The organism is Agromyces zhanjiangensis (assembly GCF_040496055.1).
GTDB lineage: Bacteria > Actinomycetota > Actinomycetes > Actinomycetales > Microbacteriaceae > Agromyces > Agromyces zhanjiangensis.
In genome coordinates this window covers 34,517-48,071 of the sequence record NZ_JBEPKB010000012.1, presented here as the reverse complement: position 1 = coordinate 48,071, position 13,555 = coordinate 34,517, and the positions used below count along the sequence as shown (strand labels likewise).

The 13,555-nt window shown below is 72.7% G+C and carries 15 protein-coding genes; 7 read left to right on the top strand and 8 right to left on the bottom strand.

Translation table 11 applies throughout. From position 1 onward, the window contains the following. Positions 1 to 9 precede the first annotated feature (9 nt). The 3 genes from ABME02_RS17630 to ABME02_RS17620 form a co-directional block, all read right to left on the bottom strand. Positions 10 to 2,058, bottom strand: coding sequence for an acetyl/propionyl/methylcrotonyl-CoA carboxylase subunit alpha (locus ABME02_RS17630; RefSeq protein ID WP_353816669.1), 2,049 nt, complete (start codon positions 2,056 to 2,058; stop codon positions 10 to 12). 5 nt (positions 2,059 to 2,063) lie between these two features. After that, complete coding sequence (locus tag ABME02_RS17625) at positions 2,064 to 3,671, bottom strand: carboxyl transferase domain-containing protein (RefSeq protein ID WP_353816668.1); 1,608 nt, start codon at positions 3,669 to 3,671, stop codon at positions 2,064 to 2,066. A gap of 111 nt (positions 3,672 to 3,782) precedes the next feature. Continuing rightward, positions 3,783 to 4,349 carry a TetR/AcrR family transcriptional regulator gene (locus ABME02_RS17620; RefSeq protein ID WP_353816667.1) on the bottom strand — a complete coding sequence of 189 codons (567 nt, stop codon included), beginning with the start codon at positions 4,347 to 4,349 and terminating at the stop codon, positions 3,783 to 3,785. A gap of 57 nt (positions 4,350 to 4,406) precedes the next feature. Between ABME02_RS17620 and ABME02_RS17615 the strand changes: the two genes are divergently transcribed. From ABME02_RS17615 to ABME02_RS17605, 3 genes are all read left to right on the top strand, one after another. Continuing rightward, positions 4,407 to 5,138 carry an MBL fold metallo-hydrolase gene (locus ABME02_RS17615; protein WP_353816666.1) on the top strand — a complete coding sequence of 244 codons (732 nt, stop codon included), beginning with the start codon at positions 4,407 to 4,409 and terminating at the stop codon, positions 5,136 to 5,138. A gap of 90 nt (positions 5,139 to 5,228) precedes the next feature. Continuing rightward, entirely contained in the window at positions 5,229 to 5,825 is a 597-nt protein-coding gene (locus tag ABME02_RS17610) for an SACE_7040 family transcriptional regulator (protein ID WP_353816665.1), read from the top strand. Beyond that, positions 5,804 to 6,289 carry a GNAT family N-acetyltransferase gene (locus tag ABME02_RS17605; RefSeq protein WP_353816664.1) on the top strand — a complete coding sequence of 162 codons (486 nt, stop codon included), beginning with the start codon at positions 5,804 to 5,806 and terminating at the stop codon, positions 6,287 to 6,289. The genes ABME02_RS17610 and ABME02_RS17605 overlap by 22 nt, the downstream gene beginning before the upstream one ends. Before the next feature lie 61 nt (positions 6,290 to 6,350). Here the strand turns inward: ABME02_RS17605 and ABME02_RS17600 are convergent, their stop codons facing one another. The 5 genes from ABME02_RS17600 to pdhA all read right to left on the bottom strand — a co-directional run bounded on the left by ABME02_RS17600 (position 6,351) and on the right by pdhA (position 10,976). Beyond that, positions 6,351 to 6,674: a histone-like nucleoid-structuring protein Lsr2 gene (locus tag ABME02_RS17600; RefSeq protein WP_353816663.1), complete on the bottom strand. Its 324-nt coding sequence runs from the start codon at positions 6,672 to 6,674 to the stop codon at positions 6,351 to 6,353. Between the two features lie 247 nt (positions 6,675 to 6,921). Beyond that, the gene (locus ABME02_RS17595) at positions 6,922 to 7,230 is read right to left on the bottom strand and encodes a 4a-hydroxytetrahydrobiopterin dehydratase (protein ID WP_353816662.1); all 309 of its coding nucleotides are present in this window, start codon (positions 7,228 to 7,230) and stop codon (positions 6,922 to 6,924) included. A 187-nt stretch (positions 7,231 to 7,417) separates the two neighbouring features. After that, complete coding sequence (locus tag ABME02_RS17590; RefSeq protein ID WP_353816735.1) at positions 7,418 to 8,845, bottom strand: dihydrolipoamide acetyltransferase family protein; 1,428 nt, start codon at positions 8,843 to 8,845, stop codon at positions 7,418 to 7,420. A gap of 2 nt (positions 8,846 to 8,847) precedes the next feature. After that, entirely contained in the window at positions 8,848 to 9,858 is a 1,011-nt protein-coding gene (locus tag ABME02_RS17585; protein ID WP_353816661.1) for an alpha-ketoacid dehydrogenase subunit beta, read from the bottom strand. Next, positions 9,855 to 10,976 (bottom strand): pyruvate dehydrogenase (acetyl-transferring) E1 component subunit alpha, encoded by a 1,122-nt coding sequence (gene pdhA, locus ABME02_RS17580; RefSeq protein ID WP_353816660.1) that lies wholly within the window; start codon positions 10,974 to 10,976, stop codon positions 9,855 to 9,857. Before pdhA ends, ABME02_RS17585 begins: the two co-directional genes overlap by 4 nt. Before the next feature lie 166 nt (positions 10,977 to 11,142). Here pdhA and ABME02_RS17575 point away from each other — a divergent pair, with 166 nt between their 5' ends. The 4 genes from ABME02_RS17575 to ABME02_RS17560 all read left to right on the top strand — a co-directional run bounded on the left by ABME02_RS17575 (position 11,143) and on the right by ABME02_RS17560 (position 13,498). Beyond that, positions 11,143 to 11,601, top strand: a complete 459-nt coding sequence (locus ABME02_RS17575; protein WP_353816659.1) for an Lrp/AsnC family transcriptional regulator — start codon at positions 11,143 to 11,145, stop codon at positions 11,599 to 11,601. Between the two features lie 79 nt (positions 11,602 to 11,680). Then, positions 11,681 to 12,337, top strand: coding sequence for an ArsR/SmtB family transcription factor (locus ABME02_RS17570; protein WP_353816658.1), 657 nt, complete (start codon positions 11,681 to 11,683; stop codon positions 12,335 to 12,337). Next, positions 12,334 to 12,546, top strand: a complete 213-nt coding sequence (locus ABME02_RS17565) for a hypothetical protein (RefSeq protein WP_353816657.1) — start codon at positions 12,334 to 12,336, stop codon at positions 12,544 to 12,546. The genes ABME02_RS17570 and ABME02_RS17565 overlap by 4 nt, the downstream gene beginning before the upstream one ends. A gap of 103 nt (positions 12,547 to 12,649) precedes the next feature. Next, the gene (locus ABME02_RS17560) at positions 12,650 to 13,498 is read left to right on the top strand and encodes an SDR family NAD(P)-dependent oxidoreductase (protein ID WP_353816656.1); all 849 of its coding nucleotides are present in this window, start codon (positions 12,650 to 12,652) and stop codon (positions 13,496 to 13,498) included. Positions 13,499 to 13,555: the final 57 nt, after the last annotated feature.

Below are 13,555 nucleotides of genomic sequence, written 5' to 3'. Positions count from 1 at the left end.
GTGCTCCTTCTACTCGTGGTGGGATGCGCTGGGCACGGCGGCATCGTGTGCGCCGTCTCGGAGGTCGTGGGCGGATGCCGCGGCGCCGGGCTCGACGCTCGCGACGACCTGGTCGCGGGCGACCTGGTCGCCGACGGCGACGCGCAGGCGGGCGACGCCGGCGACGGCGGCGGTCACGCGGTGCTCCATCTTCATGGCCTCGATCGCGAGCACGGCCTGCCCGGCCTCGACGTGGTCGCCGTCGGCGACGAGCAACGTCGTGACGCTGCCCGGCATGGGCGCGCGGAGGTCCGGGTCGGCGCTCCCGCCGCGCTCGCGCATCGCGAGGCGCGCGTCGAGGGCGGCACGGCGGTCGACGATGGGGAACGCCGCGGTCCGGCCGTCGAGGTGCACCCAGACGGTGCCGTCGGCGTCGGTCGCGACGTCGGCGCGCCCGAGGTCGCCGGTGGCTGCGGCACCGTCCTCCGCAGCCGTCACCGCGGCGATGCGCCATCCGCGGTCGCGCTGCCAGGCGTGCGCCTGCTCGGCGCCGGCGCGGGCGTCGCGTTCGCGTGCCGCGCGGGCGACGGCGGCCAGCGGGTCGCCCGGCACGCTCGTCTCGTCGTCGCCGGCCGCGTCCGCAGCGTCCCCGTCGGCCGCCTCCGTGACGCCGGCCGCGGGCAGGCGATCGATGAGACCGGTGTCCAGCTGCCCGGCGCGCACGTCCGGATGGGCGAGCAGGGACCGGAGGAAGGCGATGTTCGTCTCGACGCCGAGCATGACCGTGTCGGCGAGCGCCGCGTCGAGCCGGTCGAGCGCCTCGGCGCGGTCGGCGCCGTGCGCGATGACCTTCGCGATCATCGGGTCGTAGTCCGCCGTGACCTGCTGGCCCGCGCGGACGCCGGCGTCGACGCGCACGCCCTCCCCCGTCGCGGGTCGCCATGCGAGCACTTCGCCGGTCGCAGGCAGGAAGCCGCGCTCGGGGCTCTCGGCGTAGACACGCGCCTCGACGGCGTGGCCGGTCATGCGCACGTCGTCCTGCGCGATCGCGAGGGGCTCGCCCGCCGCGATCCGCAGCTGCTGCTCGACGAGGTCGACGCCCGTGACGAGCTCGGTGACGGGATGCTCCACCTGGAGCCGGGTGTTCATCTCGATGAAGAAGAACTCGTCGGGCGCCGCATCCGAGACGAGGAACTCGACCGTGCCGGCGCCCAGGTAGTCGACGCTGCGCGCGGCATCGCACGCGGCCGCGCCGATGCGCTCGCGGGTCTCGGCGTCGAGCAGGGGCGACGGGGCCTCCTCGACGACCTTCTGGTGTCGGCGCTGCAGCGAGCATTCGCGCTCGCCCAGGTGGATCACGTTGCCGTGCGCGTCGGCGAGCACCTGCACCTCGATGTGGCGGGGCCGCTCGACGAAGCGTTCGAGCAGGAGGGTGTCGTCGCCGAAGGCGGCGCGCGCGACCCGGCGCGCCGCGGGCAGCGCGTGCTCGAGCTCGGTCTGGTCGCGTGCGACCTGCATTCCCTTGCCGCCGCCGCCCGCCGACGGCTTCACGAGGATCGGGAAGCCGACGAGCGGCGCGGCGTCGAGGAGCTCGTCGTCGGTCGCGTCGGGCTCGCTGACGCCGGGCACGACCGGCACCCCGGATGCCTCCACGTGCCGCTTCGCACGGATCTTGTCGCCCATGACCTCGAGCGCGACCTCGCCCGGGCCGACGAAGACGATGCCCGCCTCGGCGCACGCGCGGCCGAAGGCCGCGTTCTCCGACAGGAACCCGTAGCCGGGGTGGATCGCCTGGGCGCCCGTCTCGAGTGCTGCGCGCACGATGCGCGCGGGATCCAGGTAGCTCTCGGCCGCCGCGGCAGGGCCGATGCGCACGGCCTCGTCGGCGAGCGCCACGTGCGGGGCGTCGGCATCGGCGTCCGAGTACACGGCGATCGCGCGGATCCCGAGTCGCTTCAGCGTGCGGATGACGCGGACGGCGATCTCGCCGCGGTTGGCGACGAGGACGCGGTCGAAGGGGCGGGTCGACTGCGGCCGCGCGGCGGCATCCGTCGTCGTCCGGGTGGTGGCGTTGGTCATCCGGGTCACATCCTGAAGAGGCCGAAGCGGGGCTCGGGCAGTGGGGTGCGGCTCGCGAGCTCGAGGGCGAGGGCGAGCACGGTGCGGGTGTCGCCGGGCGCGATGACGCCGTCGTCCCACAGACGCGAGGTCGAGTGGTAGGGGCTGCCCTGCGCCTCGTACTGCGCCCGGACCGGCGCCTTGAAGGCCTCCTCGGCGTCGGCCGGCCACTCCTCGCCGCGGACGGCCATCTGGTCGCGCTTGACCGTCGAGAGCACGGATGCCGCCTGCTCGCCGCCCATCACGGAGATGCGCGCGTTCGGCCACATCCAGAGGAACCGCGGCGAGTAGGCGCGGCCGCACATCGAGTAGTTGCCGGCGCCGAACGAGCCGCCGATGACGACCGTGAACTTCGGCACCCGGGTCGTCGCGACGGCGGTGACCATCTTGGCGCCGTGCTTGGCGATGCCGCCGGCCTCGGCGTCGCGGCCGACCATGAAGCCCGAGATGTTCTGGAGGAAGACGAGCGGGATGCCGCGCTGGTCGCAGAGCTCGATGAAGTGCGCGCCCTTCATGGCCGACTCGCTGAAGAGCACGCCGTTGTTCGCGACGATGCCGACGGGGTGGCCGTCGATCCACGCGAAGCCCGTGACGAGCGTGTCGCCGTACTCCTTCTTGAACTCGTGGAACTCGCTGCCGTCGACCAGGCGGGCGATGACCTCGCGCACGTCGTAGGGCTGCTGCACGTCGACCGGCACGGCCGCGGTGAGCGTCGCCGGGTCGACCGCGGGCTCGCGCGGCTCGCGCACGGCCCAGGCCCGCTCGGGCAGCGGCGGCACGGTCCTGAGGATGTCGCGCACGAGCTCGAGCGCGTGCTCGTCGTCTTCCGCGAGGTGGTCGGTGACGCCGGAGGTGCGGGCGTGGAGCTCGCCGCCGCCGAGCTCCTCGGGGGTCACGACCTCGCCGATCGCGGCCTTCACGAGCGGCGGGCCGCCGAGGAAGATCGTGCCCTGGTCGCGCACGATCACGGTCTCGTCGCTCATCGCGGGGACGTACGCGCCGCCGGCGGTGCAGGAGCCCATGACCGCGGCGACCTGCGGGATGCGCCGTGCGGAGAGGTTCGCCTGGTTGTAGAAGATCCGGCCGAAGTGGTCGCGGTCGGGGAAGACCTCGTCCTGCTTGGGCAGGAAGGCGCCGCCGGAGTCGACGAGGTACACGCACGGCAGGCGGTTCTCGAGGGCGACCTCCTGCGCCCGGAGGTGCTTCTTCACCGTCATCGGGTAGTACGTGCCGCCCTTGACGGTCGCGTCGTTGCAGACGACCATCACGGGTCGGCCGTGCACGAGTCCGATCCCGGCGATGACGCCGGCCGCCGGGGTGTCGTCGTCGTAGAGGTCGCCGGCCGCGAGCGGCGCGAGCTCGAGGAACGGGCTGCCCTCGTCGAGGAGCCGCTCGACGCGGTCGCGCGGCAGCAGCTTGCCGCGGGCGACGTGGCGGTCGCGCGAGGCCTCGGGCCCGCCGAGTGCGGCGACGCGCAGCTTCTCGCGCAGTTCGTCGGCCAGCACGGCGTGGGCGTCGGCGTTCGCGCGCGCGGCGTCGGACGCCGCATCTATCGCGCTCGTGATGGTGTGCATCCGCTCCCGTCCCGCCTCTCCGTCGTGGCGTGCGTGCGAGCAATTCGGTGAACGCTCGCTAACCGGGATTCATGTTAGCGATCATTCACCGAATTCCGCAAGCGGCGCTGCTCAGGCCGGGGAGGCGAGGCCGCGGACGAGATGATCGAGGCCGTAGGTCCACGCCTCGTCGACCGATCCCCCGAGCCGGAACGCCCCCGCGAGCTCCATGGTCGTGAATCCGTGCATCCAGGCCGTGATGGTGCGGGCGGACTCGAGCGCCCGCTCCTCGCCCGAGAGCCGCCGCGCCGCCTCGAGGATCGCCGCGCTCGCCCGCTCCATCGCTGAGCCCCGGGCCCGCGCCGCATCGGGAAGCGGCCCGAAGATCAGCCCGTACCCGTGCGGGTGCTCGTGCGCATAGCGTCGAGCGGATGCCGCGATCGCGCGCACCGCGTCGGCCGGGTCGGCCCCGGCCGCGAGCACCGCATCCATCCGGATGCCGAGCTCGGTGGCCACGTCCTCCGCGACGAGCCGCACGAGCGCGTCGCGGTCGCGGAGGTGCTTGTAGAGCGAGGGCGCCCGCACGCCGAGCTCGGCGGCCACGGCCTGCATCGTGAGCCCCTGCACGCCCTCCCGCTCGAGGATCCCGCACGCCGCTGCGCGCAGGGCGTCGGGCGTGACCTTCGCGGGTGCCGGCATGTACGCCTCCTTCATGGCTATTGACACTAGCCATCATAGCTATGTATCGTAGCCATCATGCAACTCTCACCCGGACTCCGGCGCGTCGGCAACGAGATCGTCGCGTCCTACCTCTTCATCGACGACCGCGGCGTCACCGTCGTCGACGCCGGGCTCGCCGGGCACTACCGCGACCTGGTCGCCGAGCTCGCAGACGACGGTCTCACGCTCGACGACGTCCGCGCCGTCATCCTCACGCACGGCGACACCGACCACCTCGGCTTCGCAGAACGCCTGCGCCGCGACCACGGCGTGCCCGTGTACGTGCACGCGGCCGACCTCGATCGGGCGAAGGGCGGCGACAAGCCCGCGACCTCGCTCGGCCGCGGCATCCGCCCCTGGCCCGTCGCGCGCTTCTTCGCGTACGCGCTCGGCAAGGGCGGCGCGAAGACCGAGCACCTCGCCGAAGCCCGCACGGTCGAGGGCGGCGAACGACTCGCCGACCTCCCCGGCTCGCCCGAGATCATCGCCATGCCGGGCCACTCGCCCGGCAGCATCGCCGTGCACTCCCCCGCGCTCGACGCGATCGCCGTCGGCGACGCCCTCACCACGCGCCACGTGCTCACCGGCCGTCGGGGGCCGCAACCCGCGCCGTTCACCGACGCGCCCGACATCGCGCTCGACTCGCTCGACCGACTGGCGGCGACGGACGCCACGTGGGTCCTCCCGGGCCACGGCACGCCCTGGAACCGCGGCGCCGCCGAAGCCGTGCGGCTCGTGCGTGAGGCCGCTGCGGCCACCTCGCACTGACGACGCGGAGGTCGGGGCGCGCGCGCCGCGCGCTTGCCACCTGCGTCACGCTCGGTTAGTGTGCATTCACCGAATGCCCCGGAGGTGCCCGTGACCGAGACGCTCACCGAGCGTGGCCGCGCGAAGGCCGACCGTCGTGCCGCGTTGCTCGCCGCGGCGGCGCGTCTGTTCGCCGAGCGCGGGTACCCCGGCGTGACGCTGGAGGAGCTCGGCCAGGCGGCCGGGGTCTCCGGACCGGCGGTCTACCGTCACTTCCCGGGCAAGGCCGCCGTCCTCGCGGCCATCCTCGTCGATGCGAGCCAGGGCCTCCTCGACGGCGGTCGCCGCACGGTCGAGGAGGTCGCCGCGCCCGACGAGGCGCTGCGATCGCTCATCCGCTTCCACGTCGACTTCGCGCTGGCGAACGCCGACGTCATCCGCGTGCAGGACCGCGACCTCGACAGCCTCGGCGACGCCGACGCGCACGAGGTCCGGCGGCTGCAGCGCTCCTACGTCGAACTGTGGGTGGGCGTGCTCGCCCGCCTGAGGCCCGACCGGGCCGAATCCGAGTTGCGAATCCGGGCCCACGCCGCCTTCGGACTGATCAACTCGACCCCCCACAGCGCCCGCATCCATGGGCGCCGACCCGCGGACAGGGTGGTCCGCAGCATCCTGGAGGACATGGCATGGTCGAGCCTCACGTCGTGAGCCTGCGCGCGACCCGCGCTGGCGATCTCGACGAGTTGTTCCGCATCCGTCTCGATCCCGAGGCGAACCGCATGGCGGCGTTCACGCCCGCCGATCCGTCGGATCGCACGGCCTTCGACGCGCACTGGGCGAAGCTGTTCGCGCGCGAGGACGTCGACGCGCGCACCGTCCGCTGCGACGGACGGATCGTCGGCAGCGTCTCCCGCTGGGTCGACGACGAGACGCGGACCGCCGAGATCACGTACTGGATCGACCGCGAGCAGTGGGGTCGCGGGATCGCGACGCGCGCGATGCGCCTGTTCCTCGACACGCAACCTCGGCCGGTGCGCGCTCGCGCCGCGGCCGACAACGCGGCCTCGATCGCGGTACTCGACAAGCTCGGCTTCGTCGAGGTGGGTCGTGATCGCGGCTACGCGAACGCCCGGGGCACCGAGATCGACGAGGTCGTGCTCGAACTGCGATGAGACGACGGCGCCGCCTGCGGTCGGTCCCGGCCGGCGGCGCCGAGTCGTGTCCCGGTCGGGCTCAGCGGCTGCGGTAGAGCTCCATGAGCGGCGCCGGGATGCGGCCGCGATCGGACACCTGGTGGCCGTTGGCGCGGAGCCACTCGCGGGCGTCTTTCGTGTCGCCGCCCCCCGCGGAGCCGCCGCGGCGACGTGACGCGCCGCCGCGCCCCGCAGTCTTGCGGGCTGCGCCGATGTAGGGCGCGAGGGCCGCCTCGAACTTGTCGATGTTCGCAGAGGAGAGGTCGATCGCGTACTGGTCGCCGTCGAATGCGAACGACAGGGTCCGGTCGGCGTCGCTGCCGTCGAGATCGTCGATGAGCGTCTCGACCACGCGCTTTGCCATTGTGCACTTCCGTTTCTGCGGTGGGTTCCGCGGGATTCTCTGGGAACGGGCTATTCCGAGCATAAAGTCGCATCGATTGGAATTGCGTGCATTCCGGTCGGATGTGGAGAATTCGCCGACCCATTGATTCGCGGGAATTCACGGCCGGCCGTACGGGCGGAATGCGACAGCGGACCGCCGCCTCGCGACTCGACATCGCGACCGGAGTCGGTGCGCCCGACGCGGACTCACCGCTCCTGCCGTCGGATCACCCTGCCGACGCACCCTGCCGGGCCGCGATCTCGGCGATCCGCCGCGCGAGCGCGACGTCCCTCGCCGTCACGCCGCCGACGTCGTGCGAGACGAGGTCGAATTCGATCCGGCCCCATCCCAGGCGCACATCCGGATGATGATTCATCGCATCCGCCTCGACCGCGACCGCGTCGAGGAGCCGCACCGCGCCCGCGAAATCCGGCGTGCGGAATTCTGCGATCAGCCGTTCGCCGTCGTGCCGGAATCCCGTGCCGTCGAGTTCGGCCGAGACATCCGCGCGGGAAAGGGGCGTGCGTTCGTCCATGCGGACATGGTGCCCGCCGGTGGGGCCGGCCGCCACCCCGCGCTCCGGGCTCGGGGCTCGGGGCTCGGGGCTCGGGGCTCGGGGCTCGGGGCTCGGGGCTCGGGGCTCGGGGAGGAACTTCAGGCCGCACCGCGGCGTGTCGCGCCGCGACACGCCGGGCGGGACTCGGAAGTTCCTCCCGTACGGCTCAGGCCATCGTGAGCGCGAGACCCGGATCGCGGAGGATCCGACCGACGTCGGCGAGGAACCGCGAGCCCTGCTCGCCGTCGACCAGGCGATGGTCGAACGAGAGCGAGAGCGTCATGACGTCGCGGAGCGCGATCTCGCCCCGATGCTCCCACGGCGTGCGGCGCACCGCGCCCATCGCGAGGATCGCCGCCTCGCCCGGATTGAGGATCGGCGTGCCCGCGTCGATCCCGAACACGCCGATGTTCGTGATCGAGATGGTCCCGCCCGAGAGGTCGGCCGGCGCGGTGCGGCCCGCCCGTGCCGTCTCGGCGAGCTGCGCGATGGCGTCGGCGAGCTCGATGAGCGTCATGCGCTCGGCGCCCTTCACGTTCGGGACGACGAGCCCGCGCTCGGTCGCCGCGGCGATGCCGAGGTTCACGCCACCGAATCGGACGATCTCCTGCGCGTCCTCGTCCCAGCGCGAGTTGACCTCGGGCGTGCGGGCCGCGGCGATGCAGAGCGCCTTGGCGACGACCGTGAGCGGCGTCACCTTGTGGCCCGCGTACGCACGGTCGACGCGAATGCCCGCGAGGAGTTCCATCGTCGCGGTCACGTCGACCGTCAGGAACTCGGTGACGTGCGGCGCGGTGAACGCGCTCCGGACCATCGCGGCGGCCGTGTGCTTGCGGACACCCTTGATCGGGATGCGCGTCTCGTCGGGCGCGGCCTCGCGCGCGACGAGGGCCGCACCGGCCGGACGGTCGGTCGGCGGTGTGCCAGTCGTCGCGGATGCCGCGGCTTCGACGTCGGATCGCGTGATGAGTCCGCGCTCGCCCGTGCCGACGACCTGTTCGAGGTCGACCCCGAGGTCGCGTGCCAGCTTGCGCACGGGCGGTGTCGATCGCGGTCGCTCGCCGCGACCCGTGCCATCGCCCTCCGGGCCGGCGTGCGTCGCCGTGTCGGGCTCGATGCGATCGTGCTCGGGCGGTGCCGGCACGAGATTCTCGCTCAGCACCGCGCCGCCGAGTCGCCGCGCCCGGCGCTTCGGCCCGCGGTCGGCACCCGCGCCGTAGCCGACGAGCGTGGGCTCGCGCGCCTCGGCGGGTGCGGCGGCCTCCGCAGCCGGCTCGGACACGGTGGAACCGGCCGCCGCGGCGCCGGTCGTCGCCGACTCGGCCGACGCCGACTCGGCCGACGCCGTCCCGCCGCCGCCGGTGTCGCACGAGAACAGCTTCTCGCCGACGTTCACGGTCTCGCCCTCGGCCGCGTGCAGCGCGGTGACGGTGCCCTCGAACGGCGACGGCAGCTCGACGACGGCCTTCGCCGTCTCGACATCGGCGATGATCTGGTTCAGCTCGACGTGATCGCCCACCTGGACGCGCCAGGCGACGATCTCGGACTCGGTGAGTCCCTCGCCGAGGTCGGGCAGTGCGAAGTCGCGGATCATGCTCACGCGTCCACCTCCGAGAGCGAGTTCGGCCGGCCGAGGGCGCGGTCGACGCCGTCGAGGATCCGGTCGAGGTCGGGCAGGTGGTACTGCTCGAGCTTGGCCGGCGGGTAGGGGATGTCGTGGCCGGTCACGCGCACCGGGGCCGCCTCGAGGTACTCGAAGCAGCGCTCGGTGATCGACGCGGCGATCTCGGCGCCGACGCCGCCCTGCTCTCCCGCCTCATGCGCGACGACGAGCCGCCCGGTGCGGCGCACTGATGCCTCGATCGTGGCGTAGTCGACGGGCGAGAGCGAGCGCAGGTCGATGACCTCGATCGACACGCCCTCCTCGGCGGCGGCGGTCGCGGCATCCTTCGCGACCTGCACGAGCGCGCCGTAAGTGACGAGGGTGACGTCGTCGCCGGTGGCGACGGTGGTCGCGACCCCCATGGGTCGCGCGTCGGCCAGGTTCGCCTCGACGTCGACCTCGCCCTTGACGTGGTAGCGGCGCTTGGGCTCGAGGAAGACGACCGGGTCGTCGCTCGCGATCGCCTGCTGGATCATGACGTATGCATCGGCCGGGTTGGAGCACGCGATCACGCGCAGGCCGGCGGTGTGGGTGAAGTACGCCTCGGGCGACTCCGAATGGTGCTCGGCCGCGCCGATGCCGCCGCCGAACGGGATCCGGATGACCATGGGCATCTTCACGCTGCCGCGCGACCGGTAGTGGAGCTTCGCCACCTGCGCGACGATCTGGTCGAACGCCGGGTAGACGAACCCGTCGAACTGGATCTCGACGACCGGGCGGAATCCGCGGTACGCGAGCCCGACCGCCGTGCCGACGATGCCGGCCTCGGAGAGCGGCGTGTCGACGACGCGCTGTTCGCCGAACTCGGCCTTGAGCCCGTCCGTGATGCGGAACACGCCGCCGAGCGTCCCGATGTCCTCGCCCAGGAGCACGACCTTGTCGTCCTCGGCGAGCGCGCGGCGGAGCCCCTCGTTGATGGCCTTGCCGAAGGTGATGGTGGTCATCGCCCGCCCTCCTCGTCGAACATCGCCAGGTACCGCGCGTAGCGCTCGCGCTGGCGCTCGAGGTGGCTGTTCGGCTCGGCGTACACGTGGTCGAACACGCTCATCGGCTCCGGGTCGGGGATGGCGGTGAGTCCGGCGCGCAGCTCGGCCGCGGCGCGGTCGGCGGCGGCCTTCGCATCGGCGTCGACCGCCTCCATGTCGGCACCGGATGCCGCGAGGAACGCGTGCAGGCGCGTGATCGGGTCGCGCTCGCGCCACTCGGCGAGGTCGTCGTCGGTGCGGTAGCGCTTGGGGTCGTCGGCCGTCGTGTGCGGGCCCATGCGGTAGGTCACGGCCTCGATGAAGGCGGGTCCCTCGCCGCGGCGCGCGCGGTCGAGCGCCCATCGGGTGACCGCGAGGACGGCGAGCACGTCGTTGCCGTCGACGCGGATGCCGGGCATGCCGAAGCCGTCGGCGCGACGCGCCAGCGGCTGCTTCGACTGCAGCCCCACGGGCTCGGAGATCGCCCAGCCGTTGTTCTGGCAGAAGAAGACGACGGGCGCGTCGAAGCTCGAGGCGAACACGAGCGCCTCGTTGACGTCGCCCTCGCTGGTCGCCCCGTCGCCGAAGTAGGCGATCGAGGCGTTGGTCGAGTCCTCCCAGCGGGCGCCCATCGCCCAGCCGACGGCGTGCAGCGACTGCGCCCCGATGATGATGTTCGGGATCGCCATCCGCTTCTCGAACGGATTCCAGCCGGATGCCGCAGAGCCGCGCCACACGCTGAGCAGCTCGTCGGGGCGGACGCCGCGCAGCCAGGCGATGGCGTGCTCGCGGTAGCTGGAGAACACGAAGTCGTCGTCGTGCAGGGCCCGGGCGGAGCCGATCTGCGCGGCCTCCTGGCCGGCGAGCGGCGGCCACAGGCCGAGCTCCCCCTGTCGCTGCAGGGCGGTGGCCTCGGCGTCGAGCCGGCGGACCACGACCATGTCGCGGTGCAGCCCGATCAGCGCATCGACGTCGACGTCGGCGACCCACGGATCGAACTCGGGGTTCGCGTGGCGACCGCCGGTCGCGTCGAGGAGTCGGACGAGGTCGTCGGGGCGGGTGAGCAGCCCGGTCGCCTCTCGGTCGGTAGGGGTCATCGTCGAACCTCCGTGTCGGCTCGGCCGCCTTGTGGGCAGCCTCGCACCGGCGCCGATGCCGGGTACTCGCAGGGTACGACGATCTGGCATTCGGCTCAAGCAACGAGCGTCGCGTTGAGCATGTTGCATGGTGGATGGCCCGGTTCCGGTGCTAACGTGTGGCGGTATGACCGGCTACGACCCCGTCGACCGCGCACTGCTCAGGGCCCTCGCCGCCGACCCGCGGGCGACGGTCGTCGCCCTCGCCGAACGGCTGCGGATGAGTCGGAACACGGTCCAGGCGAGGATGGCGCGGCTCGAGTCATCCGGCGCATTCCTCTCGTTCGAGCGGAGCATCGATCCGAGCCCGCTCGGCTACCCGCTCGAGGCGTTCGTGGCCGTGCACGCCCGGCAGAAGGTGCTCGCCGACGTGGTGACGGCCCTCGCCGAAATCCCCGAGGTGATCCAGGCGCACGGCCTCTCCGGCCAGATCGACCTGCTCGTGCGCGTCGTCTGCCGCGATGCGCACGACCTCTTCCGCATCGACGAGGAGATCCTCGCGATCGAGGGCGTCGAGCGCACGGAGACCTCGCTCGCGATGGGCGAGCTCATCCCGTATCGATTGGCGCCGCTCCTCGACCGCTGACTCCACGGCACGTTCCTGCAAAGAACTCTCTGCAAAGAATATGTTGCAAACATTTCTTTGCATAGGTACCTTTGCATCCATGGACGAGCCGACGAACGACCTCGAATCCCGGCCGAGCAGCACCCGGCACCCGGGCATCGATCACGTGCTCTCCTCCGAGAGCCTGAAGAGCCTGGCGCACCCGCTGCGCGTCCAGATCTACGACGAGCTCTCGACGTACGGCCCGCTCACGGCGAGCGGCCTCGCGGAGCGGCTCGGCGAATCGAGCGGCGCGACGAGCTACCACCTCCGGCAGCTCGCGAAGGCCGGCCTCGTGCAGGAGATCGAGGGCCGCGGCAAGGGCCGCGAGCGCTGGTGGGAACGGCGCCCGGGGTCGATCGCGATCCCCGATGCGCGCAGCCTGCCGCCGGGCAGCGCCGACCGACTCGCGGTCAAGCTCGTCGAGGACGAGTGGTTCCGGTCGCGCGAGCAGAACTTCCGCGAGTTCCTGACGACGGGCGAGGAGGTGTTCGGCAGCGACTGGCTCGACATCGCGACCTCCGACACCATCAACCTGAAGCTGACGCCCGACCAGCTGCACGGGCTCGTGACCGACATCGACGTCGTGCTGAAGAGGTACATCGATGCGTACAAGCGGTCGCCATCGCCCGGGTCGCGCCCCGTGCAGATCCACGTCAACGCCTTCCCGCTCGTGCGCGGACAGGCATCCGAGACCGATGGAACGGACCGGCCATGAACGCCCTCACCCTCTCCCCCGCGTCGGGCCGTCTCTCCGAGCTCGCCGTGCGTGCGGGCCTGGCGCTCGCGCGATGGGGTCGACGTCGCACCATCCGTCGCACCGATCGCGAGCGGATGCTGCGCGCTCTCGCCGAGCAGTCGGCGTCCCGCGCCGCGACCGATGAGAACGCCCGCATCCACGCGGCCGCCCGCCTGACGCTCATGTAGTCGCGCCCACGCGGTGGACGCAATCGCGGGCACCGCTCGGGTTTGGCCCAGCGGCCGTGGCGTGTCAGGGTGTACTGCCCGAACACCCCCGCGAAGGAGCACCATGGCACGCCGACGTCCCCTGCAGCTCGACGGCCGGCTCGCCGTCGTCACCGGAGCCGGGAGCGGCATGGGCCGGGCGTCGGCCGAGCTGCTCGCCGACCGCGGGTGCGCACTGGCACTCGTCGACCGCGACGCGGGCGCCCTCGAGGTCGTCGCCGACGACGTGCGCCACCGCGGCGCCGCCGCCAGCACGCACGTCGTCGACCTCGCCGACCTCGACGCCGTGGGCGCGCTCCCCGCCGCCGTCGCGGCCGCCCACGAGCCCGCCCCGAGCATCCTCCTCAACTGCGCGGGCGTGTCGATGCTCGGCAGCTTCGACCAGGCCACGCTCGAGGAGTTCCGCTGGGTCGTCGACATCAACCTCTGGGGCACCGTCGCGATGACGAAGGCGTTCCTGCCCGCGCTCACGGAGGCCGGCGACGCGCACATCGCGAACGTGTCGAGCCTCTACGGCCTCGCCGCGCCCGCGGGGCGCGTGCCCTACGTCACGTCGAAGTTCGCGGTCCGCGGGTTCACCGACGCCCTCCGCCACGAACTCGAGGCGACGGATGTCTCGGTGTCGGCCATCTACCCCGGCGGCGTGCAGACCGGCATCATCCACCACGCCCGGGTCGCCGCCGCCGTCGCGCCGGGCGCCGCCGCACGCGCCGCCGACGCGCAGGCCGCGCTCTACCGCACGACGCCGGCCCAGGCCGCCGAGCGCATCGTGGACGGCATCGTGCGGCGCCGTCCCCGCGTGTTCATCGGCCGGGACTCCCGCCTCAGCGACCTCGTCACCCGGGTGGCGCCCGTCGGCTACTGGAACGTCATGCGCGGCATCGTCTCGGCCGCGGCCGACACGCGCGGATAGGCGACGGGCTCCGGCTCCGGCTCCGCTCCGGAGACGACGGATGCCCGCCCCGACGAG

Excerpts from the sequence above, each read along its gene's own strand:
- ABME02_RS17620 (WP_353816667.1), bottom strand. The coding sequence starts at position 4,349 with ATGCCGGCACCCGCGAAGGTCACGCCCGACGCCCTGCGCGCAGCGGCG.
- ABME02_RS17575 (WP_353816659.1), top strand. The coding sequence starts at position 11,143 with ATGACCGGCTACGACCCCGTCGACCGCGCACTGCTCAGGGCCCTCGCC.
- ABME02_RS17565 (WP_353816657.1), top strand. The coding sequence starts at position 12,334 with ATGAACGCCCTCACCCTCTCCCCCGCGTCGGGCCGTCTCTCCGAGCTC.
- ABME02_RS17600 (WP_353816663.1), bottom strand. The coding sequence starts at position 6,674 with ATGGCAAAGCGCGTGGTCGAGACGCTCATCGACGATCTCGACGGCAGC.
- pdhA (WP_353816660.1), bottom strand. The coding sequence starts at position 10,976 with ATGACCCCTACCGACCGAGAGGCGACCGGGCTGCTCACCCGCCCCGAC.
- ABME02_RS17595 (WP_353816662.1), bottom strand. The coding sequence starts at position 7,230 with ATGGACGAACGCACGCCCCTTTCCCGCGCGGATGTCTCGGCCGAACTC.
- ABME02_RS17605 (WP_353816664.1), top strand. The coding sequence starts at position 5,804 with ATGGTCGAGCCTCACGTCGTGAGCCTGCGCGCGACCCGCGCTGGCGAT.
- ABME02_RS17590 (WP_353816735.1), bottom strand. The coding sequence starts at position 8,845 with ATGATCCGCGACTTCGCACTGCCCGACCTCGGCGAGGGACTCACCGAG.
- ABME02_RS17630 (WP_353816669.1), bottom strand. The coding sequence starts at position 2,058 with ATGACCAACGCCACCACCCGGACGACGACGGATGCCGCCGCGCGGCCG.
- ABME02_RS17560 (WP_353816656.1), top strand. The coding sequence starts at position 12,650 with ATGGCACGCCGACGTCCCCTGCAGCTCGACGGCCGGCTCGCCGTCGTC.
- ABME02_RS17615 (WP_353816666.1), top strand. The coding sequence starts at position 4,407 with ATGCAACTCTCACCCGGACTCCGGCGCGTCGGCAACGAGATCGTCGCG.
- ABME02_RS17570 (WP_353816658.1), top strand. The coding sequence starts at position 11,681 with ATGGACGAGCCGACGAACGACCTCGAATCCCGGCCGAGCAGCACCCGG.
- ABME02_RS17625 (WP_353816668.1), bottom strand. The coding sequence starts at position 3,671 with ATGCACACCATCACGAGCGCGATAGATGCGGCGTCCGACGCCGCGCGC.
- ABME02_RS17585 (WP_353816661.1), bottom strand. The coding sequence starts at position 9,858 with ATGACCACCATCACCTTCGGCAAGGCCATCAACGAGGGGCTCCGCCGC.